This is a genomic window from Nakamurella sp. GG22, assembly GCF_052976845.2.
This window is the reverse complement of the sequence record NZ_JBRIIO020000009.1, coordinates 1-20538: the sequence shown is the minus strand read 5'-3', so window position 1 is coordinate 20538 and position 20538 is coordinate 1. Positions and strand designations below refer to the sequence as shown.

General features: G+C 68.6%; 22 protein-coding genes. 9 read left to right on the top strand and 13 right to left on the bottom strand.

The window, feature by feature from the left end; translation table 11 throughout:
- Positions 1–62 precede the first annotated feature (62 nt).
- Entirely contained in the window at positions 63–1559 is a 1497-nt protein-coding gene (gene zwf, locus ACVBEQ_RS11610; RefSeq protein ID WP_447153424.1) for a glucose-6-phosphate dehydrogenase, read from the bottom strand.
- 280 nt (positions 1560–1839) lie between these two features.
- Here zwf and ACVBEQ_RS11605 point away from each other — a divergent pair, with 280 nt between their 5' ends.
- Positions 1840–2106: a hypothetical protein gene (locus ACVBEQ_RS11605; protein WP_447153423.1), complete on the top strand. Its 267-nt coding sequence runs from the start codon at positions 1840–1842 to the stop codon at positions 2104–2106.
- Between the two features lie 9 nt (positions 2107–2115).
- On the opposite strand, the gene ACVBEQ_RS11600 is transcribed toward ACVBEQ_RS11605, so the two are convergent.
- The 6 genes from ACVBEQ_RS11600 to ACVBEQ_RS11575 form a co-directional block, all read right to left on the bottom strand.
- Complete coding sequence (locus ACVBEQ_RS11600; protein ID WP_447153422.1) at positions 2116–3498, bottom strand: anaerobic sulfatase maturase; 1383 nt, start codon at positions 3496–3498, stop codon at positions 2116–2118.
- Entirely contained in the window at positions 3480–5831 is a 2352-nt protein-coding gene (locus ACVBEQ_RS11595; protein WP_447153455.1) for a sulfatase-like hydrolase/transferase, read from the bottom strand. Before ACVBEQ_RS11595 ends, ACVBEQ_RS11600 begins: the two co-directional genes overlap by 19 nt.
- 71 nt (positions 5832–5902) lie before the next feature.
- The gene (locus ACVBEQ_RS11590) at positions 5903–6211 is read right to left on the bottom strand and encodes a hypothetical protein (RefSeq protein WP_447153421.1); all 309 of its coding nucleotides are present in this window, start codon (positions 6209–6211) and stop codon (positions 5903–5905) included.
- Positions 6212–6428: 217 nt separating this feature from the next.
- Positions 6429–6629, bottom strand: a complete 201-nt coding sequence (locus ACVBEQ_RS11585; protein ID WP_447153420.1) for a hypothetical protein — start codon at positions 6627–6629, stop codon at positions 6429–6431.
- Positions 6630–6892: 263 nt separating this feature from the next.
- Complete coding sequence (locus ACVBEQ_RS11580; protein ID WP_447153419.1) at positions 6893–7603, bottom strand: head GIN domain-containing protein; 711 nt, start codon at positions 7601–7603, stop codon at positions 6893–6895.
- 96 nt (positions 7604–7699) lie between these two features.
- Complete coding sequence (locus ACVBEQ_RS11575) at positions 7700–8173, bottom strand: NUDIX hydrolase (RefSeq protein WP_447153418.1); 474 nt, start codon at positions 8171–8173, stop codon at positions 7700–7702.
- A 23-nt stretch (positions 8174–8196) separates the two neighbouring features.
- On the opposite strand from ACVBEQ_RS11575, the gene ACVBEQ_RS11570 reads away from it, so the two are divergent.
- On the top strand, positions 8197–9294 hold the full coding sequence (locus ACVBEQ_RS11570) for a cation diffusion facilitator family transporter (protein WP_447153417.1): 1098 nt from the start codon (positions 8197–8199) through the stop codon (positions 9292–9294).
- Here ACVBEQ_RS11570 and ACVBEQ_RS11565 read toward each other — a convergent pair whose 3' ends face one another.
- Positions 9295–9714 (bottom strand): Fur family transcriptional regulator, encoded by a 420-nt coding sequence (locus ACVBEQ_RS11565; RefSeq protein WP_447153416.1) that lies wholly within the window; start codon positions 9712–9714, stop codon positions 9295–9297.
- Between the two features lie 142 nt (positions 9715–9856).
- Between ACVBEQ_RS11565 and ACVBEQ_RS11560 the strand changes: the two genes are divergently transcribed.
- The 3 genes from ACVBEQ_RS11560 to ACVBEQ_RS11550 all read left to right on the top strand — a co-directional run bounded on the left by ACVBEQ_RS11560 (position 9857) and on the right by ACVBEQ_RS11550 (position 12049).
- Positions 9857–10474 carry a DUF2020 domain-containing protein gene (locus ACVBEQ_RS11560; RefSeq protein WP_447153415.1) on the top strand — a complete coding sequence of 206 codons (618 nt, stop codon included), beginning with the start codon at positions 9857–9859 and terminating at the stop codon, positions 10472–10474.
- A gap of 71 nt (positions 10475–10545) precedes the next feature.
- Positions 10546–11082, top strand: a complete 537-nt coding sequence (locus ACVBEQ_RS11555) for a peptidylprolyl isomerase (protein ID WP_447153414.1) — start codon at positions 10546–10548, stop codon at positions 11080–11082.
- Positions 11083–11116: 34 nt separating this feature from the next.
- Positions 11117–12049, top strand: a complete 933-nt coding sequence (locus tag ACVBEQ_RS11550) for a rhomboid family intramembrane serine protease (RefSeq protein WP_447153413.1) — start codon at positions 11117–11119, stop codon at positions 12047–12049.
- 21 nt (positions 12050–12070) lie between these two features.
- Here ACVBEQ_RS11550 and ACVBEQ_RS11545 read toward each other — a convergent pair whose 3' ends face one another.
- Both ACVBEQ_RS11545 and crgA read right to left on the bottom strand, forming a co-directional pair.
- A complete protein-coding gene (locus tag ACVBEQ_RS11545) occupies positions 12071–12499 on the bottom strand; it encodes a PH domain-containing protein (protein WP_447153412.1) in 429 nt (142 codons plus the stop codon).
- Between the two features lie 89 nt (positions 12500–12588).
- A complete protein-coding gene (gene crgA, locus ACVBEQ_RS11540; RefSeq protein WP_447153411.1) occupies positions 12589–12876 on the bottom strand; it encodes a cell division protein CrgA in 288 nt (95 codons plus the stop codon).
- 146 nt (positions 12877–13022) lie between these two features.
- On the opposite strand from crgA, the gene ACVBEQ_RS11535 reads away from it, so the two are divergent.
- From ACVBEQ_RS11535 to ACVBEQ_RS11520, 4 genes are read left to right on the top strand one after another with little or no spacing between them, the layout of a single operon-like run.
- Positions 13023–13778, top strand: coding sequence for a DUF881 domain-containing protein (locus tag ACVBEQ_RS11535; protein ID WP_447153410.1), 756 nt, complete (start codon positions 13023–13025; stop codon positions 13776–13778).
- Positions 13775–14662 carry a class E sortase gene (locus ACVBEQ_RS11530; RefSeq protein WP_447153409.1) on the top strand — a complete coding sequence of 296 codons (888 nt, stop codon included), beginning with the start codon at positions 13775–13777 and terminating at the stop codon, positions 14660–14662. The genes ACVBEQ_RS11535 and ACVBEQ_RS11530 overlap by 4 nt, the downstream gene beginning before the upstream one ends.
- 3 nt (positions 14663–14665) lie before the next feature.
- On the top strand, positions 14666–14821 hold the full coding sequence (locus tag ACVBEQ_RS11525; protein ID WP_447153408.1) for a hypothetical protein: 156 nt from the start codon (positions 14666–14668) through the stop codon (positions 14819–14821).
- A gap of 57 nt (positions 14822–14878) precedes the next feature.
- Positions 14879–15523 carry an aminodeoxychorismate/anthranilate synthase component II gene (locus ACVBEQ_RS11520; protein WP_447153407.1) on the top strand — a complete coding sequence of 215 codons (645 nt, stop codon included), beginning with the start codon at positions 14879–14881 and terminating at the stop codon, positions 15521–15523.
- Positions 15524–15659: 136 nt separating this feature from the next.
- Here the strand turns inward: ACVBEQ_RS11520 and ACVBEQ_RS11515 are convergent, their stop codons facing one another.
- The 3 genes from ACVBEQ_RS11515 to ACVBEQ_RS11505 all read right to left on the bottom strand — a co-directional run bounded on the left by ACVBEQ_RS11515 (position 15660) and on the right by ACVBEQ_RS11505 (position 20337).
- Entirely contained in the window at positions 15660–17201 is a 1542-nt protein-coding gene (locus tag ACVBEQ_RS11515; protein WP_447153406.1) for a S1C family serine protease, read from the bottom strand.
- Positions 17202–17381: 180 nt separating this feature from the next.
- Positions 17382–19634: a Stk1 family PASTA domain-containing Ser/Thr kinase gene (gene pknB / locus ACVBEQ_RS11510; RefSeq protein WP_447153405.1), complete on the bottom strand. Its 2253-nt coding sequence runs from the start codon at positions 19632–19634 to the stop codon at positions 17382–17384.
- Positions 19635–19962: 328 nt separating this feature from the next.
- A complete protein-coding gene (locus ACVBEQ_RS11505) occupies positions 19963–20337 on the bottom strand; it encodes a hypothetical protein (protein WP_447153404.1) in 375 nt (124 codons plus the stop codon).
- Between the last annotated feature and the right edge of the window lie 201 nt (positions 20338–20538).

Genomic DNA, 20538 nt, shown 5'->3' with positions numbered 1-20538 from the left:
GGAAGAGAGTAGAAGGCAACCGAGTGCTGCGCCATGAGTGTGCCGGGACGAGTCGCTGCCGGTTACCTCGGCGCCCGCCAGGTCCTCTCGAACGGGAGCCGCCAGGCGTGCGGAGCGACAAGTTGGTGAATGGCATTCGGGCCCCAGGAGCCCGGCGCGTAGGGCTTGACCGGCGGCGGGTCGTCGAGGAGCAGAATCGACCGCTCCCAAAGGCTCTCGATACCGTCGGCGGTGGTGAACAAAGTGTGATCGCCGCGCATGGCGTCGAGCAGCAGGCGCTCGTAGGCCTCCAGGACGTCGTTGGCGCGGCCGGTGTCGTGGGTGGAGAACTGCATGCTCAGCTTGTCCAGCCGCATGCCCGGTCCGGGTCGCTTGCCGTAGAAGGACAGCGACACCTTGGTCTCGTCCGCCAGGTCGAACGTCAGGTGGTCCGGTCCCTGGGTTCCAACTCCCGAGCCCGGCGGGAACATCGACTTGGGGGCTTCCTTGAACGCGATGGAGATGATCCGCTGGCCTTCCGCCAGCTTCTTCCCGGTCCGCAGGTAGAACGGCACGCCTGCCCAGCGCCAGTTGTCGATGCGCGCCTTGAGGGCGATGAACGTCTCGGTGTCGGACTCCGGGTTCACCCCGTCCTCGTCGCGATAGCCGATGTACTGGCCGCGGACCACCTGGTCCGGATCGATGGGCAGCAGCGACCGGAATACCTTGTTCTTCTCCTCGCTGATCGCCCGCGGTTCGAGCGCGGTCGGCGGCTCCATCGCGACGAAGGCCATCACCTGGAACAGGTGGGTGACCACCATGTCCTTGTACGCGCCGGTGGCCTCGTAAAACCCGGCGCGGCGATCCAGCCCGAGTGTCTCCGGGATGTCGATCTGCACGTGGTCGATGAAGTTGCGGTTCCAGATCGGCTCGAAAAGGCCGTTGGCGAAGCGGAACGCCAGGATGTTCTGCGCCGCCTCCTTGCCGAGGAAGTGGTCGATCCGGAACACCTGGCTCTCCCGGAAGACGCCGTGCACCTGATCGTTCAGCTGGATCGCGCTCTCCAGGTCGGTGCCGAACGGCTTCTCCATCACCACCCTGGACCGCTCGACGAGGCCGGCGTCACGGAGCATCGTGACGACGGCCAGCGCCGCCTTCGGCGGGACGCTCAGATAGTGCAGTCGCAGGACGTTCTCGCCGAGTTCGACCTCTGCCTCGTGCACGGCGGCGGCCAACGCCTCCGGACCGGCGCCCTGGGGGACGTACCGCAGTTTGCTGGCAAAGGACGTCCATTGCTCCTCGTTCAACGGCCGGCTGCTGAACTCGGTGACGGCCTCGTGCGCGAAGTGCCGGAAGCTCTCGCTGTCCATGTCCTCGAGCGAGGTTGCCACCACCCGGACGTCCGGGGTGAGCGCCGACAGCGCCAGGTGTGTCAGCCCGGGGAGGAGCTTGCGGCGGGAAAGGTCACCACACGCCCCGAACAGCACGATGACGTGCGGGTCCAGGTGCTCCGGCTCGCGACGGGAGGGCCGGGATCCCGGTGCCGGGTAGGCGATGCTCTGCGCGTGTGCGACGGTCATGGTGGAGATGATCTCACCGCGTCGCCGTGCTGTGACCGACGGTCGTTTCGCGCGCGTCAACATCTGTTAAACAGCTGCGCATCAGGGTCACCTGCGCCGAACTGCGCTCTGCTCGCCTGGTTGAATCGGTCGGTCACACTCGCCGACAACTGGAGTGATCGCGGTGGACGACGACACGGTGTGAAGAGTGATCGACGACGAGCGCGCTGCGCTGGCAGTCATCCTTCAGGACCTGGGTCCGGAGGAATGGGAGCACCCCTCGGTCTGACCCGGCTGGTCGATGAGAGATGTTGCGGTTCATGTCGCCTCGTTCGCTCTGGTCGAGACTCTGGAGGTGATCCCGGCATTGATCCGGGCAAGGGGAAACTTCAACCGGTGCATGTTCGAGGAGGCGAAGCGGGCCGCGGCCCGGCCGACCGGGGAGATCATCGCGGACCCGCCGATCCGGGGTTCGATGGGGCCGTTGCTGTTGTTGCTCACCGGGCGCGGCCCTGCGGCCGGCGAGCTCACCGGCGAGGGTGCCGCACTGCTCGTCGGTTCCGGCTGACGCGGTGGCTCAACGACCGTGACAGACCTTCCACTTCCTGCCGGACCCGCAGGTGCACGGTTCGTTCCGTCCCCGTCCGGCGTCTTCCGCGGTGTAGATCGACATCAAGGACGCGGGTGCTCCACCCGCCCGCAACAGCGCGGTCATGTCCGCCATCGCCGGGCGGATGTGCGTGAAGAATCCGCGGTAGCTCGGGCAGAGATAGTTGAGCCCGGACCGGCCGTCGGGAGTCGTGGTGAAACGGTCCTTCGGGCAGCCGCCGTGACAGGCGAACCGAACATCGCAGTCCAGGCAGTACTGCGGCAGTGACTCGCGTTTGTCGCGGCCGAAGGCCTGCTGCTGTGGGAGGACGATCAGGTCGATCAGCCGATGTTCGCGGATGTTGCCGAGTTTGTACTGGGGCTCGACGAAGTGGTCGCACGAGTACAGATCGCCCGTGTGCTCGAGAGTGACGGCCAGGCCGCACGTCTCGGAGTGGACGCAGAGGCTCGGTGTTTCGCCGTACCAGTTCGCCAACGCGACGTCGAACATCTGCACGTAGACGGTGCCGATGTCGCGGCGCTTCCACTCCTCGAAGACATCGATCATGAAGCGTGAGAATCCGTCCGGTGCGATCGACCGGTCGGTGACGAGGTCGCCGTCCTGCACGTAGAGGGGCCGGTCCCGTACGCCGTCACCCCATCCCACATCGGTGATCGGCAACAGCGCCCGCGTCGTGCGTTCGACGATCGGGATGAACTGCAGGTACCGCGCCTCGCACTGGTCGGTCAGGAACCGGTAGATCTCCCGGCCGGCGCGTTGGTTCGCGGAGTGCACGGTCGTGAGTGCATTCCACTCGACCCCGTGTCGCTGCAGCGCAGCGAGGCCGGCCATGACCTTGTCGAAGCTGCCCCTGCCTGCCTTGTTCACCCGGTAGGTGTCGTGGATCTCGCGTGGGCCGTCGATCGAAAGGCCCACCAGAAAGCCGTTCTCGGCGAAGAAGGCAGCCCAGTCGTCGTCGATCAGCGTGCCGTTGGTCTGGATGGTGTACACCAGCCGTTGCCCGGGAAGCCGCATCGTCTCGGCCAGCTCCACCGAACGGCGGAAGAAGTCCAGGCCCATCATCGTCGGCTCGCCGCCCTGCCAGCCGACGACCACTTCCGCGGAGTGTGCGTGCGCCTCGATCAATTGCCGGAGATAGATCTCGAGAAGATCGTCGGCCATCCGGAAACGGCTTCCCGGATAGAGCATCTCCTTCGACAGGAAGAAGCAGTACGTGCAGTCCAGATTGCAGACTGCGCCCGTCGGCTTGGCGAGCAGGTGGAACGCCCGCGGGGCGCCGGGCGGCAGAAGCATCCCGCCCGGCGCATCTCCGGTTCCACTCGCCCGCTCGGTCAGTCCAGGCTGAGCCACGCGCGAACCTGAGCCTCGTGATCGATGAACCGCTCGCCCGACACGTCGACGACAACCTTGTCGATGCTCCCCCCGGTGAACGGGAACGGGCCTTGGTAGTCGGAGGTGATCGGCGAGGCATCGTCCCTGCCGATCGTGATGCCGTCGCCGACGACGCAGAAGTAGCCGGGTTGGGTGGTGATCTCGCCGGCCCCCACCTGCACACCGTCCACGTACAGGACCAGGTCGCCGCGCGCGCCGGGCATCTTCGGGTCGGTGCTGCGGCCGGTGGCGGTGAACTCCGCGGTGAGAACGTGTGAGCCCGGCGAGATGTCGCGATCACCGTGGATCTCTTGCAGGTAGGTGCCGACCCAGTTGAACGCGTAGTGCAACCGGCTGTCCTTCACGTACAGGCTGTGCCCGCCGGCGATGCCGCCGTGGGCGTAGATGACGCCCTCCGCGTCGGCCGCATCCATCTGGACGCTGCCGGCAATCGTGTAGGACCGGCCGCCGATCAGCACGCCGGACTGTTCCGGGACCGACGCGCAGTCCGGGTAGTAGATGTAGTGGTCGCGGTCGGGTGCGCCGTGCGGGCGAACGGCGGTGATCTGTTCGAGGGCGGACCGGTCGTCCAGCGGCAGGCCGTGGAAGATGCCGGCGTTGTAGAACCAGAGGTCCTTCATGGCCTGCAGCCGGACAGGTTCCTTGTCCGCGAGGTTGGTGCTCTGCGACCGGTCGTGCTCGATGTCGTAGAGCTCCCAGACGTCGGTCTCGAACTTGCCCCACCCGGACAGCGGCGGGTGAACCGTGCAGGCCAGCCAGCCCTCGTGGTAGATCGATCGCTGGCCCAGCATCGTGTAGAACTGCGTCGACTTTCCCGGGACGCTCGGATCGATGAGGGACGCGGCGAAACTCTCGCCCTCGATGGGGTTCTGCGGATAGCCCTTGAGAACTGCGGGTGGTGTGATGTCGAGCAGTTCGTACACCGTCGGCACGACGTCGACGGCATGCACGTACTGGTGGCGCACAGCCGCCTGAGCGGGAATCTTCGCCGGCCACGAGATCAGGCACATGTCGGAGACGCCGCCCTCGTAACCGGCCCAGCGCTTCCAGTACGGGAACGGGGTGTCCAGAGCCCACGCCCACCCGGTGTTGTAGTGGTTATAGGACTTCGGTCCGCCCAACTCGTCGATGTGCGGCAGGGTCTCCGCGGTGGTGTCGGCTACCCCGTTGAAGAATCGCCACTCGTTGAACGAGCCGTTGGGCCCGCCCTCTCCGCTGGCGCCGTTGTCCGAGATCACCACAACGATGGTGTTGTCGAGTTCGCCGGAGGACTCCAGGAAGTCGATCAGCCGGCCGAGCTGGTCGTCGGCGTAGGAGATGTACCCGGCGAAGACCTCGGCCATCCGGCAGAACAGCCGCTTCTCGTCGTCGGACAGGGTGTCCCACGGCCGGACCGTGTCCAGCACAGGCCAGGGCTGGCCGTCCGGCCCGGTGGCCGACGGCTCCCCATGCGGGTTGATCACGGACAGTTCGGTGTCCGCCGGCAGCAGCCCGAGTTCCTTCTGCCGCTCGAGGATTCCGGCGCGCATGGCCTCGTACCCCTCGTCGAATCGGCCCTTGTACTTGTCGGCCCATTCGGAGAACACATGGTGCGGCGCATGGCCGGCCTGCGGGGCGAAGTACAGGAAGAACGGCTTGTCCGGGTCGACGACCTTGGCGTCCCGGACAAACCGGATCGCCTGATCCGAAAGGTCTTTCGAGAGGTGGTAGCCCTCTTCCGGGGTGGCCGGCGGATCGATGGAATGGTTGTCGTGGATGAGATCCGGGTACCACGAACTCGATTCGCCGCCGAGGAATCCGTAGAACCGCTCGAAGCCCCGGCCCAGCGGCCACCGGCCCTTGAACGCGGCCATGCTGGTCTCTTCGCCCGGCGTCAGGTGCCACTTACCGACGCAATACGTGTTGTAGCCGTGCTCGGCCAGAACCTCTGAGATGAAACCGTTCTCGAACGGGATTCTGGTGGAGATCCCGGGAAAACCGGAGCTGAACTCGGCGATGGTGGCCATGCCGTTGGAGGTGGCATTCCGGCCGGTCAGCAGCGATGCGCGGGTGGGCGAGCACAGTGCCGTGGTGTGGAAATTCGAGTAGCGAACGCCGCGGTCGGCGATGCGCCGCATGGTCGGCGTCTCCACGGGCCCGCCGAAGACATCCATCGTCCCGTAGCCGACGTCATCCCAGGCGATGAACAGCACGTTGGGCGCGCCCTCGGCCGCCTTCGGCGCGAGGTACGGCTCCCAGTCGGGCGTCGAATCACGGATATCGAGCGCGATCTTTCCCTTGAACGTCGGCACTGACGATCCCTCCTGAACCCGGCGGCGGTCGTCGCCTTCACCGACCGTGCCAGGGGAGGGCGCGGTTGGCCTCATCCATGAAGGGTGGTGTGCTCGCCGGCCGCTTCAGAGGCCGCCATCAAACCCGTTGCCGTCAGCAACAAACGGTGCGCGATCATCAGGTCGATCTCCTCCTCGTTGCGGCCCCAGTGCGCCGCGAGGCGCACCGCGGCAAAGCTGACGACCGACGGGTCGAGCCCGTCCGCGCAGAACAGACTGCTCGCGACGCGCACGACGTCCCGCCGCAGGTGCTCACGGTTGCTGACCGCCGCCGCGGCGGCGGTCAGCTCCGGTGTGCCGGTCAGTTGCAGAAAGGCGTCGTCGTAGCCGGCCTGGTCCATGATTGGCAGCTGTCCCGTTGGTCGTTGGGGCTCGGCGAACTTCTCGGTGGTGATCTTCTGGGTGGCGATCTTCTTGGTGATCTTTTGGGTGGCGATCAGCTGATGATCAGCGCGGTGACGCCGAGCAGGGCGGCAACGGCCAGCAGCGAGCCGACGGTGATGACCATGCCGGGGGCTGCGCGGAACATCTGGCGAATGTCGTTCATGGTGGTTCTCCTCAGATATCGGTACGTGGGTGTGCGAGGTACGCGCGGTGGCGGACCGTCGTCTCGTCATAGGTGACAGTGATGCTCCGGCCGCCCGCCTGCCAGAGGCGACGCAGGTGGTCGGTGGTCACCGCGGGATCGGTGTCGAACGTGGGATGTGCGGTCAGCCCGGCCTCGCTGTCGGCTGGCCACCCCTCATCGGAGAGGTCCATGGTGCTTATGACTTTCTGAACGGGGCAGCGATCTCCGAATGGACCTTCGAGCGGAATGCCGAAGGAGCCGAACTTCTCAGTGGATAACTACTCAATGGAGTCGGGGGCTTCGATGCCGCGCGACGGGAGGGGCGTCATCGCCCTCGTGGTGCCCGGTGGTACGACGGGCTCTGGATCGATCCAGCTCCCTCAGTCTACAAACCGTCGCGGTCGAAAGAGGGTTCCTGCGACTTTCATGCAGGTGACCCTCGTTACCGTTTCGATCAGCCCGGGACGACATCGCCGCTGCCGGTGGTGGACCGGTTCACCTCCGCAGGGTTGCCGGTATAGGTGACTGAACCGCTTCCGGTGACCGTCGCCGACAGGGACCCGGTGACGTCCACTACGGCGTCACCCGATCCGCTGAGCCGGACATCCGCGCGTTCGGTGGCGAACTCACCGGCCTGGTAATTACCCGATCCCGTGCCGGTGACCTGCTGCGACGTCGCCCGGCCGGCGACTGTCACGTTGCCCGAGCCGGTCATGTCGACTGTCACACCCGACAGGTCGAGGCCGGTCAACGTGGCATTGCCGGATCCGGTGACGCTGATCTGTGCATCCCCGGTCAGGACACCGACGCCGTCGACTCCGCCGGACCCGCTGAGCTCGACGGCCTGCAGCGGAGGAACCGTCAACGCGTAACTGATGCGCCCGTCGGAGAAGTCGTTGGACTTGTTGTCCAGGATCAGCGTGCCGTCGATCACCTGAGAGGTGAGCCCGGCCATCTGGTTCTCGCCGGCGGTGACGCTGAGCGTCTCGGTACTGCCGGCGGTGATGGTCAGGTCACCGCTGGTGAGCACCCGGACCGCGGTGACTCCGGAGATGGTGCGCTGCTGGGTGGTCTGCGCGCCCGCGTCACGGAAGAAGCCACACGAGGCGACGAGTGTGGAGATGAGCAGTGCAGCCGCGACGGCCGCGAGTGATCGACGCTTCATCGGTGCCGTCCCTGTCTGCCCGGATACCGGGCCCTCCGTGTCCCGACCCCACGCTAGGACTGTTGCGCGCTGCTGTCCCATCCGGCGACCCAGCACTCAGCCGGCCGGATCGGCGGCCGTCAGGACGGCGCTGAGCCGGTCGAGAAACACGACCTGCCCCTTCACCAGTTTCTGCCGGGCGGTGTCCAGCCCGAACCACTCGGCCCGGTCCACTTCGGGGAAGCTCTGCAACCGGCCGGAGCGCGGCGGCCACTCGATCTCGAAGGTGTTGCTACGGCAGGAGGCGGCGTCGAAATCAGCCTCCCGCGTATATATGGTGACCGCTTTCCCGCTCTGCTTCGCCGTACCCAGATCGCCCTCCGGACCGTCCGGTGGCGTCGATCCGAGTTCCTCGGTGAACTCCCTGATCGCCACGTCGCGCGGGTTCTCCGGGTCGGTGAACTCGCCCTTGGGAATTGACCACGCATGCTCGTCCTTGCGCGCCCAGAAGGGACCGCCCATGTGCACCAGCAGCACCTCGGGATCAGCGCCGGTGACCCGGTACAGCAGCAGACCCGCGCTGCGCTTCATCTCGGAGTTCCCGTCATGACGTCATGGTGCTGGACCGGCGGTCGCCCGCGCAGGGCGGTGCCGCCGTGGTGAGCGATCGCCCGGTCCGTGACGAGCCGAACGGCCCCGGTGACGATGCGGAGGCCCCGGAGCCGGTGACCGGTCCAGGACCGATCATCACCCTCGGGTCGGCGTCGGGCGGCTCCGCCGACTCCGGCACATCCGAGAGCACGCTGACCATCCTGATCGCGTTCGGCGCGAACCTGCTGATCGCCGTGTCGAAGAGCTGGGCCGCGATGATCACCGGCTCGGCTTCGCTCGTCGCCGAGGCCGCGCACTCCTGGGCGGACACCGGCAACGAGATCTTCCTGATCGTCGCGGACAAACGCTCGCGGCGTCCACCGGCGCCCGGCCACCCGCTGGGCTTCGGCCGGGAGGCGTACGTCTGGTCGCTGTTCGCTGCGCTGGGACTGTTCGTCGCCGGTGCCGCGGTGTCGATCATGCACGGCGTCCAGGAGCTCTTCGATCCGGAGCCGGCGACCGACTTCGTCGTCGGCTACATCGTTCTCGGGGTGTCGTTCGTGCTCGAGGGGGTGTCGTTCCTGCAGTCCACCAGGCAGGCGAAACGGGAGGCTACCGACCTGCACCGCGATCTGTTCGACCACGTCCTGGCAACCTCGGATCCGACCCTGCGCGCGGTGTTCGCCGAGGACGCGGCCGCGCTGATCGGCCTGCTGCTGGCGTTCGGTGGCCTTGCGTTGCACCAGATCACCGGCTCGCCGACCCCGGACGCCATCGGTTCGATCCTCGTCGGCGTATTGTTGGCCGTCGTCGCCGTTGTGCTGATCAATCGGAACCGGCAGTTCCTGATCGGCCAGGAAGTGAGCCCTGAGGCCCGGTCCGCCGCGCTGACCGCGCTGATGGCATTGCCCGCGGTGGATCACGTCACGGCGCTGCGGCTCGAGTTCATCGGGCCCAGGCAGGTGTACCTGGTGGCCGACGTCGACCTGACCGGTGACGACACCGAGACGCATCTGGCGCTGCGGCTGCGCGCGGTGGAGGCGGAGATCCGCCGCTCGCCGGCCGTCGCGGACTGCACGCTGAGCCTGTCCGCTCCGGACGAGCCGGCGCTGGTTCCGTGATCAGACCGGGTCCGGCGCCTGGCCTCCGGTCGAACACTCGGCGCAGGTGCCGAACAGCTCGAGTTCGTGGTTGATGTTGGTGTAGCCGTACTCGGCCGCCACCGTCCTGGCCCACTTCTCGACGCTCGGCGCTTCGACCTCCTGGGTGCGCCCGCACTGGCGGCAGACCAGGTGGTGATGGTGTGCAGGCTGCGCGCACTGCCGGTACAGCACCTCGCCGGAGGCAGTACGGACGGTGTCCAGGTCTCCGCCGCCGGCCATGTCCTGCAGCGCCCGGTACACCGTCGCCAGACCGATCGTCGAACCCGACGAGCGCAACGCCCCGTGCAGGTCCTGGGCCGAGACGAACTCGTCCGTACCCGCCAGCACCTGCAGGATCGCCGCCCGCTGGGTGGTGTTCCGACGCTGGGTGACGACCATCTGCGCTTGCCTCCACTGCCGGGTCCGCGGCACCGGATCCCCCGTGCGCCGCAGCGATGACTTCGCTTGCCGAGGGTACTCGGGAGGCCCGCACAGCCTGTCGACGCACGTCGCCCGGTGATGGCCGCGTTACGGTGTGCTCATGTCGACCCGGGGGAGGATCGCACTGGCGACCGCCGTGCTCCTGGTGCTGGCGACCGGCTGCTCATCGACCCAGGCCGGGCCGACCGGTACGACCGCGGCGCCCCCGGCGAGCACCAGGACGGTCACCGCAGGCACGCTGACCAGCGAGATCGCGACCACCGTGACGTCGACGGCCGCCGGCAACACCATCACCGCCGCCCCTCCGCCGGCCACCTCCGAACCCGCACCGGTGGACGGTCCGTGCCCCTACCTGTCGGACGACGCCGTGGCGCAGATCAACGGCCAGCGCACCGGGACGACGCAGGTCATCGCCGTCGAGCCCTACCCGATCTGCGTGTTCAGCAGGTCCGACGGCGGCGCGCTGGCATCGGTCCGGGTGATCGAGGCCGACACCCCGCAGGCCGCTGTCGCCGCGGTGGACGCGCACGTGCCGATCGAGGCGTCCAATCCCGCGAACCAGCCCCCCGGCTGGACGGGCGGGTCGATGGTCACCGACAACGGTTCGGTGTACGCGGTCTCCAAGGGCACCATCGCGATCGTGGCGGAATCGAACCAGCAACAGTCGATCAAGGGCCGGCAGATGGTCGTCATGACGGTCGAGAAATTGGGTCTCTGACCCCCCGCGCACGGTCCGGATCGGTGCCAGCCGGGCGGGGCGGCCCGCACGCCGTGGCAGGATGGATCACCGTGAGCCTCTACGCAACCCTGCACACCAACCGCGGCGACATCCGGATCGAGCTGTTCCCGAACCAGGCGCCGAAGACCGTCAACAACTTCGTCGGCCTCGCCAAGGGCACCGCGAAGTACACGACCAAGAACGCGTCGGGCGAGACGAGCGGACCGTTCTACGACGGCGCCATCTTCCATCGGGTGATCTCCGGCTTCATGCTCCAGGGCGGTGACCCGACCGGCACCGGCCGCGGCGGTCCCGGGTACACCTTCGCCGACGAGTTCCACCCGGAACTGTCCTTCAACAAGCCCTACCTGCTGGCGATGGCCAATGCCGGCCCCGGAACCAACGGTTCGCAGTTCTTCATCACCGTCGGCCCGACCCCGCACCTGAACTACAAGCACACGATCTTCGGTGAGGTCGCCGACCAGGCATCCCGCGACGTCGTCGACAGCATCGAGAGCACCAAGACGGACCGGTTCGACCGGCCCGCCGACGATGTGGTGATCACCTCGATCAGCGTCGAGGACACCGACGCGCCCGCCTCGGTCTGATCGATCCGGCAGCGGCGGTACGGGGCCTGACCACGTGAGCACTCCACCGCCGCACCCGTCACAGGGACCGGCCGGGTACCAACCCCAGCCGGTCGCCGTGTGCCCGTGGCACCCCGACCGGGCCACCGCGCTGGCCTGCTCCCGGTGCGGCCGGCCGGCCTGCCCCGAGTGCCTGACGCCGGCGAGCGTCGGCTTCCAGTGCCGCGCCTGCGTGGCCGAGGGACGGGTTGACCAGCAGGCTCCGCGCACGGTGTCCGGTGCGCGGCTGGGCCAGAAGCCGCTGGTCTCGATCGTGCTGATCGGCATCAACCTGCTGGCGTTCCTGCTGACCGCGGTCCAGGCGCAGTCCGCGATGGATCTGTCCGACTCGGCCGCGTACCAGCACGGCGCGCTGCTGCCGATCGAGGTGGCGTCCGGGGAGTACTGGCGGCTGCTGACGGCGGGCTTCCTGCACGCCAACCTCATCCACATCGCGACCAACATGATCTCGCTGTACATCCTTGGCATCCCGCTCGAACGGATCCTCGGCCGCGGCAGGTTCCTGGTGATCTACCTGCTCAGCCTGCTCGGTGGATCAATCAGCGTGATGCTGTTCAGCGGGCTGTTCACGCCGACGATCGGGGCCTCCGGGGCGATCTACGGCCTGATGGGCGCGCTGCTGGTCACCTTCAAACGGCTCAACTACGAACTGCGGCCGTTGCTGATCGTGCTGGCGCTGAACGTGTATGTGACGTTCCAGTTCGCTGGGATCTCCTGGCAGGGGCACCTCGGCGGGCTGGTGGTGGGTGCCATCGTGGGTGCCTCTATGGTCTTCCCGCCGAGGGAGACCAGGCAGCAGTGGCAGTGGGGAACGGCCGTTGCGGTGCTGGTGGTCTGCGCCGCCCTGCTGATCTTCCGCAACGCCCAGATCGGCGAGTGGTTCTGCGTCTACAACGTCCGCGGCATCACCTGCGTCCCGGCGCACTGACCGTCTGGCGGCAGGACGCCCTCAGCCGCGCCACCACCGGATCAGGACATCGGCGACGTCGGCGGGATCGGACCCCAGTTCGGTCCGCCCGAAGACCAGCAGATCGTCGTCCAGCAGGTCGATCTCGACGGTGGTGTTGGCGATGCCCAGCCGCGCCGATCGCGCGCTGTGCACGCTGCGCACCTGCGACCACGGGACGATCCGGGTGTCGGAGAACCGCTGCACGAGCAGCCCCCGGGGGCCGCCGACCAGCCGCCGCCGGCGGCCGACGACGGTCACCCCGATGAAGACCAGGGCGAGGAAGACCGCGACCAGCCGATCGAGCGGGTCCGACGACAGGACGGCCGACGCGACGGAACCGAGCGCGGCCAGGCCGCCGATCACCAGCAGCGCGGGGTGTGGTCGCCAGACCAGCGAGCCCCGCCCCGGAAAGTCGGATCCTTCGGTCACCGGTGTCGCGCTGGAGCGGGGGTTGTGCACACGAGCTGTCCACAATGGGGATGAATCACAACGGTGTTGTTCTGCGGGAGATGCGGGCGTCAGCGCCAGCGCATGGTCATCAGCAGACCGGCGATCATCAGCGTGAAGCCGATGGCGAAGTTCCAGTTACCGAGGTTGGCGATGAACGGGATGCTCGAGCCCCACAGGTAGTAGACAACCAGCCAGAGCAGGCCGAGGACCATCAGCCCGAGCATGATCCCGACATAGATCGGCGACGACGGGGCGGCGACGTGCGCGCGTGAAGCGGCCGCAGCCGCGGCGTTCGCCTCGTTGTTCGACCGCGCGGTCGTGGTGGCGACCTTCTTGCGGACCTTCGACTTGGGCACTCGTTCCTCCTGCTGACAAGACCGTGCTCATCCGGGATCACCGGAACCGTACATCTCTGCTACTAGCCTACGGTGTTGACAGAGGTTGGGACCGCTGTCGGCCGCGCTGCACAGCCGGTCCGGCGGCGAACGGGGGAGGGATGCCGGTGACGAACGACGCTCCGCGCCCCCGCCGGTCCACCGCTGCCGTGGCCTGGCGGGTCGGCGTCCTGGTCGTCTGCCTCGGCGCCGGCGTGCTGCTCGGCACCGCACGTAGTTACTCACAGGGCGAGGACATCAGCAACCGGTCGATCGACCTGTCCGCCGTCGTCCGGCAGGCCGGACAGCGCGTACTGGCCGCCGACGCGCAGGCAGCGTCGTTGCAGGCACAGATCGACGCGGCCGCCGAGGGGGATGTCTCCCCACTGGTCGAGGCGGCCAGGGACGAGGTCACCGCTCTCGAACCGGCTGCCGGCCTGGTGGCCGTGGAGGGACCCGGCATGTCGGTCTCGATGTCCGACGCCCCCCGCGACGCCGACGGCAACTACCCGGCAGGCGTGGACCCGGACGATCTGGTGATCCACCAGCAGGACGTCCAGTCGGTGGTCAACGCGATGTGGGCGGGCGGCGCCGAGGCAATGATGATCATGGACCAACGGGTGCTGACCACCTCGGCGGTGCGCTGCATCGGCAACACCCTGCTGCTCCAGGGGCGGACGTACTCGCCGCCGTTCGTCGTCACAGCGATCGGTGATGCCACCTCGATGTCCGCCGCGCTCGACGCCGAACCGGGTGTGCAACTGCTTCTTCAGTACGTCGAGAAGTACCAGCTCGGGTACACCGTCACCGAACTCGACTCGGTGACCCTGCCCGCCTACGACGCGCCGGTGCGCCTCGCGTCGGCCAGGGCGGCGGCACGATGAGCGTCGACGAGCGCACCGACGGGACCGGACCGGCCACCAGCCGCGGCCGGTCGGCGGGCGACGTGGTGCGACTGTTCCTGCGCGGCACCGGTCAGCTGCTGATGACGCTCGGCGTGATCGTGCTGCTGTTCGTCGTCTACGAGGTCTACGTCACCGATCTGTTCGGGCACCAGAAGCAGGCGGCGGCCACCTCGGCGGTGGACCGGGTCTGGGCGAAGGCCGAGGTCGAGTCGACCAGCACCGTGGTCGTCGACGACCCCGACCAGCTGGTGACGGACCCACGGCAGCGCACGCCCAAGTACCAGACTTTGACCGGCGAGGGCTTCGCCAAGCTGTACGTGCCCGCATTCGGCGCGGACTACGTCTTCACCGTCGTCGAGGGAACCGACCCGGACGATCTGTACATCGGCCCCGGGCACTACGCGACCACCCAGCTGCCGGGCCAGCAGGGCAATTTCGCCGTGGCCGGTCACCGGGTGTCCAAGGGTTCGCCGTTCAACGACCTCGGGTTGCTCGCCGCCTGTGACGCGATCGTGGTCGAGACCGAGGACGACTGGTTCCTCTACCGGGTGCTGCCGATGGCCGAGGACGTCGCATCCTGGACGAAGACGCCACGGACCAACTGCGACGGCGTCGAGGTCCAGACCGGTGCCTACGACGGCGTTTTCGGCCGTGAGATCACCCAGCCGACCGACTACGCACAGATCCTGCCCGTCCCGCACGTCGACTCCACCGCCGTGCCGCCGGACGCCGAGCGGCTGATCACCCTGACCACCTGTCACCCGCAGTTCTCCGACGCCGAGCGCATGATCATCCACGGCGTGCTGGTGCGGAGCTACGGCAAGTCGGCGGGCTTCCTGCCGCCCGAGCTCACGGAGGGCTGAGGCGTGTACACCTGGATCTGGCGTCACCTTCCGGGCCCCACAGCGGCCCGTACCCTGCAGGCGATGCTGCTGTTCCTGCTCGTCGTGGCACTGCTGTTCTTCGTCGTGTTCCCGTGGTTGGAGCCGTATCTGCCGTTCGACCGGGTGACCACCGGCTGAGCCCGCACGCCCCCGCGGGCGGCAAAAGCAGTCGGCGGGGTGTGCCACGCTGGACGGGTGACGACCATCCTCGTCGTGGACAACTACGACTCCTTCGTGTTCAACCTCGTGCAGTACCTCGAGCAACTCGGCGCCGAGTGCATCGTCCGGCGCAACGACGCCGTCACCACCGACGAGGTCGAGGACCTGGGTGTCGACGGCGTGCTGCTCTCGCCCGGACCCGGAACCCCTGCCGACGCGGGCGTGACGGAGGACATGGTGCGCTGGGCGGCCGGCCGGCTGCCGGTGTTCGGGGTGTGCCTGGGACATCAGGCCATCGCCGAGGTGTACGGCGCCGTCGTCGACCGCGCGGAGGAACTGCTGCACGGACGGACCTCACTGGTGGAGCATTCCGACGTCGGGGTGTTGACCGGCCTGCCGGACCCGTTCACCGCGACCCGGTACCACTCGTTGGCGGTGGTCGACGGAACCGTGCCGGCCGAGCTCGAGGTGACTGCCCGCACCACCGGCGGGGTGATCATGGGTCTGCGTCACCGCGAGTACGCCATCGAGGGCGTCCAGTTCCACCCGGAATCGGTGCTCACCCAGGGCGGCCACCGGATGCTGGCGAACTGGCTTGCCGCGTGCGGCGACGCGGCCGCCGCGGGCCTTGTCGCACCCCTGGAGGCGGACGTCGAGCGGCTCCGGCTCAGCGCCGTCTGAACACGACCTCGAGCACAGACGACCCTGAGAACAGACGACAGAGCCCATGACCGGAATCCCGGTCATGGGCTCTGCCGTACCCCTCAGCTGTGGTCTCAACTGAGCTGGCCCGCCGCGGAGTGCACTCCGCGGGAGGTCAGTTCGCTTCCGCCGAACCCAACGTCACGCTGACGGTCTGGTCGGCGCCGTCGCGGACGAAGGTCACGTTGGTGGTTCCGTTCGGCGTGGCGGAGCGCACCGCGGCGATCAGCGCGTCCGCGCTCTCCACCGTCTGGTAGCCGATGGCGGTGATGACGTCGCCCGACTGCAGGCCGGCCGCCTGGGCACCGCTGCCCTCGGTCACCTGGGCGATCTTGGCGCCGGTCGGGATCTGGCTCGACTGGCCGGCCGCGTCCGAGACCGTTGCGCCGAGCACCGCGTGCGTCGCCTTGCCCGTCTCGATGATCTCCTTGGCGATCCGCTTGGCCTGGTCGACCGGAATGGCGAAGCCGACGCCGATGGAGCCGGCCTGGCCGCCGGACTCGGAGGCGGACAGCGAGGCGATCGCCGAGTTGATGCCGATGACGCTGCCGTTCATGTCGACCAGCGCGCCACCGGAGTTGCCGGGGTTGATCGCGGCGTCGGTCTGCACGGCGTTGATGACGGTGTCCTGCGCCTGGCCGGACTCCGATCCGGTGCGGACCGGCCGGTTGAGGGCCGACACGATGCCGGAGGTGACGGTGGCGGACAGGCCGAGCGGCGAGCCGATGGCAACCACCGGCTGGCCCACCTGGAGGTCGGCCGAGTTGCCGAGAGTCGCGGGGGTGAGCCCGGAGACGCCCTCCGCCTTGATGACGGCCAGGTCGTCGGTGGCGGTGGTGCCGACGATCTTGGCAGCGGCGGTGGTCCCGTCGTTGAACCGGACCTCGAGGGTCGTGGCGCCCTCGACGACGTGGTTGTTCGTCAGGATCATTCCGTCGGCGGTCAGGATGACGCCGGATCCCTCACCGCCGCTGGAGCCGGAGCTGGCCAGCACCGAGACGGTGGAGGGCAGCACCTTGGATGCCACTTCCTGCACGGATCCCGCGGGCGCAGGCGCCCGGTTGTCGGAGACGGGGGCGCTGGTGCTGAGCTGGCTCAGCGAGCTGTCGCCGGCCACCGAATCGGCGTTGAACTGGCCGCCGAGGTAGCCGCCGCCGAAGCCGGCGACCAGCGCCAGGGCGGCGGTGGTGGCGACCAGGGTCGAGGTGCGGCGGCCCTTGGTCGACTTCTGTGCGGCCTGCTGATCCTGCACCGGCGGCATGGTGGCGGTACCGGGATAGCCGGCCCGACCGGGCTGGTTCGGAGCGCCGAAGGAGCTGGTTCCGTGTGCTCCCGCGTAGGGCTGGCCGGGGGTGCCTGCCGATCGGTTCGCACCCCAGCCGGGGGTGGACCAGGCGCCGCTCGGGCGGGGCTCCCACCAGGCCTGATCGGCCGGGTGCTGGACCCGGACCGGTCCGGTGTCGTTCGTGTCCTGGCTCCATGCCTGGCCGCCGGGGGGCACCGGACCGGCACCGACGCGCGGTGTGGCGGTGGGGCGGTCGGCGGGCGACGGGGCCGAGTACTGGGTGTGCGGGGAAGCGGTCTCGCCCTGGCGCGCGCGATCAGCGGAACCGGCGGCGGGCAGATCGCCGGGTCGTGGGGTCATGTCCTGGCTCATGCTTCTCACCATGTCCGCACTGCTTGTGGAATCGGTGAGCGCCGATTGCGCTCCGCCGGTGAATGACTGTCAGGGTTCTGTGAAAGACCGACGGAGGGGCTGTGACCTTCGGCTTCCGCCGATGGCCACGGCCCCTCCGTCACTTCCCATGGCTGTTGCCGAGGGTCCTCTTGCCGTGGGTCAGCCGCCCGGCGCCCGGGAGTTGGGTACGGACGCCGGCGGACCGGCGGGCGGCGTGGTCCCCGGCGGCCCCGGCGGCGCGGCCGATGACGGCGGTGGCGCGGTCGTCGTCGGTGGGGTCGTCGGCGTCGTCGGCGGTGGTTCCGCACCGTAGACGTTCACCAGCACCGGCGTGCCGACGTTGACCCGACCGGCCACCGACTGGCCCTGCACGGTCCCGGCCTTGCCCGGAGGGGTGCCGCCCACCGTGGCGAAGGTGACGTTCGGGATGCCCGCCATCAGCGCCCTGGCCTCGGCGACCGGCTTTCCGACGACGTCCGGGATGTCGACCTTGGCCGGGATGCCGATCTGTACCTGCACCGCGGTTCCGACCTTGGGTACGACGTTCCCGGATGCCGGATTCTGGTTGACCACCGCTCCGACCAGCGCGGGATCGGTGACCTCCACCTCGGATCGACCCAGGTCGCCGCTCTCACCGCCCCAGCCCGCGTCCTTCAGCTGGCCGAAGGCCTGGTCCGGGCTGCTGTTGATCAGGTTGGGCATCACCATCAGCAGGTTGTTCGACACCGTCAGAGTGACCGGTGTGCCCTCCTGCACGCGCGAGCCCGCAGCGGGGTCCATCGCCTTGACCTGGTTGAGCGGCTCGACGCCGTCCGCCTCCAGGGAGACGACCTTCAGCTTCGCCTTCGTCAACAGGTCGGTGGCCTCGTCGAGCGACTTGCCGACCAGGCCGTTGGGCACCTGGACGGTTTCCAGGCCGGTCCCGACGGTCACCTTGACGACGGTCGCCGGTTTGACCTGCGCCTGGGGGGCGGGGTCCTGCGCCAGCGCCTTGCCCTTGTCGGCGTCAGACGACGACTTGGGCACTTCCTGGTATTGCAGGTTCACCTCCTCCAAGGCCTTCTTGGCCTCGTCGGGGGAGTAGCTGACCACGTTCGGCACGCTGATCAGGCTGACGCCCTTGCCGATCTCGAGGTTGACGGCGGAATCCTGCGCGACCTGGGTTTGGCTGGACGGGCGCTGGTTGACGACCTTGTCCTTGTCGGCGTCGCTGGACTCGGTGGGGGTGATGGTGCCGAGGGTCAGCCGGCTCTCCCGCAGTTTGGCGGTGGCCTCCTCCTGCGTCATCCCGCGAAGGTCGGGCACCGCGACCAGCGCCGCCGGTGGTGGGGCGCTGACCACCCGCAGGGTGAGCCAGATGGCGCCGGCGAGCAGGGCGACGCAGAGCACCCCGATCCCGACGAACCCCCACACCCGCTTCGACCGGTCGGTCTCCTCGGGCTCCCAGTCGTCGTCCTGCACCGCCCGGGTCGGCGGGGCGAGCAACGGCGGGGATGCGCCGCCGACCCGCGTCGGGCCCACCCGCATCAGTTCGGTGCGCTCGTCGTCGCTCATCAGCGGGGTCGCCTGGACGGCCTGGCCGGACAGTGCCCGCACCAGGTCAGACCGCATCTCGGCCGCTGTCTGGTACCGGTTCAGCGGATTCTTGTTCAGCGCCTTCAGGACGATGGCGTCCATTTCCTTGGGCAGCCCCGGCTTCGTCTCGCTCGGCGGGCGGGGCGCCTCGCGGACGTGCTGATAGGCGATGGCGACCGGCGAATCGCCGGTGAAGGGCGGGGCGCCGGTGAGCAGCTCGTACAGCACACAGCCGGTGGCATAGACGTCCGAGCGGGCGTCGACGGCCTCGCCGCGGGCCTGCTCCGGGGACAGGTACTGCGCGGTTCCGATGACGGCGGCGGTGGCCGTCATGGTGGCCTGGCCGTCGGCGACGGCCCTGGCGATGCCGAAGTCCATCACCTTGACCGCGCCGGCCCGGTTCAGCATGACGTTGGCCGGCTTGATGTCCCGGTGCACGATGCCGTGCCGGTGCGAGAAGTCGAGTGCAGCGCAGATGTCGGCGACGATCTCCATCGCGCGTTTAGGCGGAAGGGGACCCTCCTTCTTCAGCACGTCGCGCAGGGTGTCGCCGTCGACGTACTCCATGACGATGTACGGGATGGTGCTGGCCTCACCGGTCGTCTCGCCGGTGTCGTAGACCGCCACGATCGCGGGGTGGTTGAGCGAGGCCGCGTTCTGCGCCTCGCGGCGGAACCGCGCCTGGAACGACGGGTCGCGGGCGAGATCGGCGCGCAGCACCTTGATCGCCACATCCCGACCGAGCCGGAGGTCGCGGCCACGGTGCACCTCGGACATGCCGCCGAAGCCGAGGGTGTCCCCGACCTGGTAGCGATCGCCGAACAGGTATCCCGTCATTGCCGTCCCTTGTTGCCCGTCATCGAAATCCCTTGCCGAACGTCCGCGTGCCGCCGTGCCCGAATGGGCGTGCCGACCGCGGCGCCGGGTGATCCGGCCGCTCGCAGGGCACGCAGAGGTGCCCCTGGGCAGGATGCGGAGCAGGACCTTCGGGTTGCGTCGAGGCCGCACCGGATCTTCCGGCCGCCGCGTCGGCCGGGCCGAGTGTGCCATTTGTCCGGGGCGTTCCGCCGGGCGAGGTGGTCGGCCGGGGTCACTGGTCGGCATCTCCCCGGCGTCATCTCAGCACCGGCGTCATCTCAGCACCGGCGTCATCTCAGCACCGAGGTCATCGCAGCACCGACGGTGCGTTGGTACCGGCCGCTGCGGACCACCCCTCGAGGAGTCCCGCGGACATCTGGCCGACGAGGTGGTCCACCGCGAACAGCACGAGCGCGGCGAGCAGCAGGACGAGAACGGCGAGCAGGATCGACAGCCCGGTGCGCCGTGACGCCGATCTGGCGGGCGGCTGCGGTTGAGAGATCGGTGGCGGGCCGGATGGCCGCGGGTGAACCGTCTGTGGGCGCGCCACCTGCGGCTGAACCGACTGCCGTGCCGGGGCCGGTGCCGGAGGGCGGGAACCCGGCCGGGCCGCCGTCGCGGTCCCGCGGCCACCGGCGCCGCCCATCGGGGCGCTCCGCTCGGCCACGATCGGCTGGACCATGGTGGCGCGCGGCGCCGGTCGTCGAACGGGCGCATCGGATCGGGCCGCATCGGAGCGGGGCACATTGGTTCCGGGCGCATCGGATCGGGGTGGCCCGGCGACCCGCAGCGAACCGGTGGGCCGGGCCGGCCGGCCACTCCCGGCGGTCCGCAATCGATTCGTGCTCGATGAACCGGGCGCTTAATAGCTTAATCACCGACT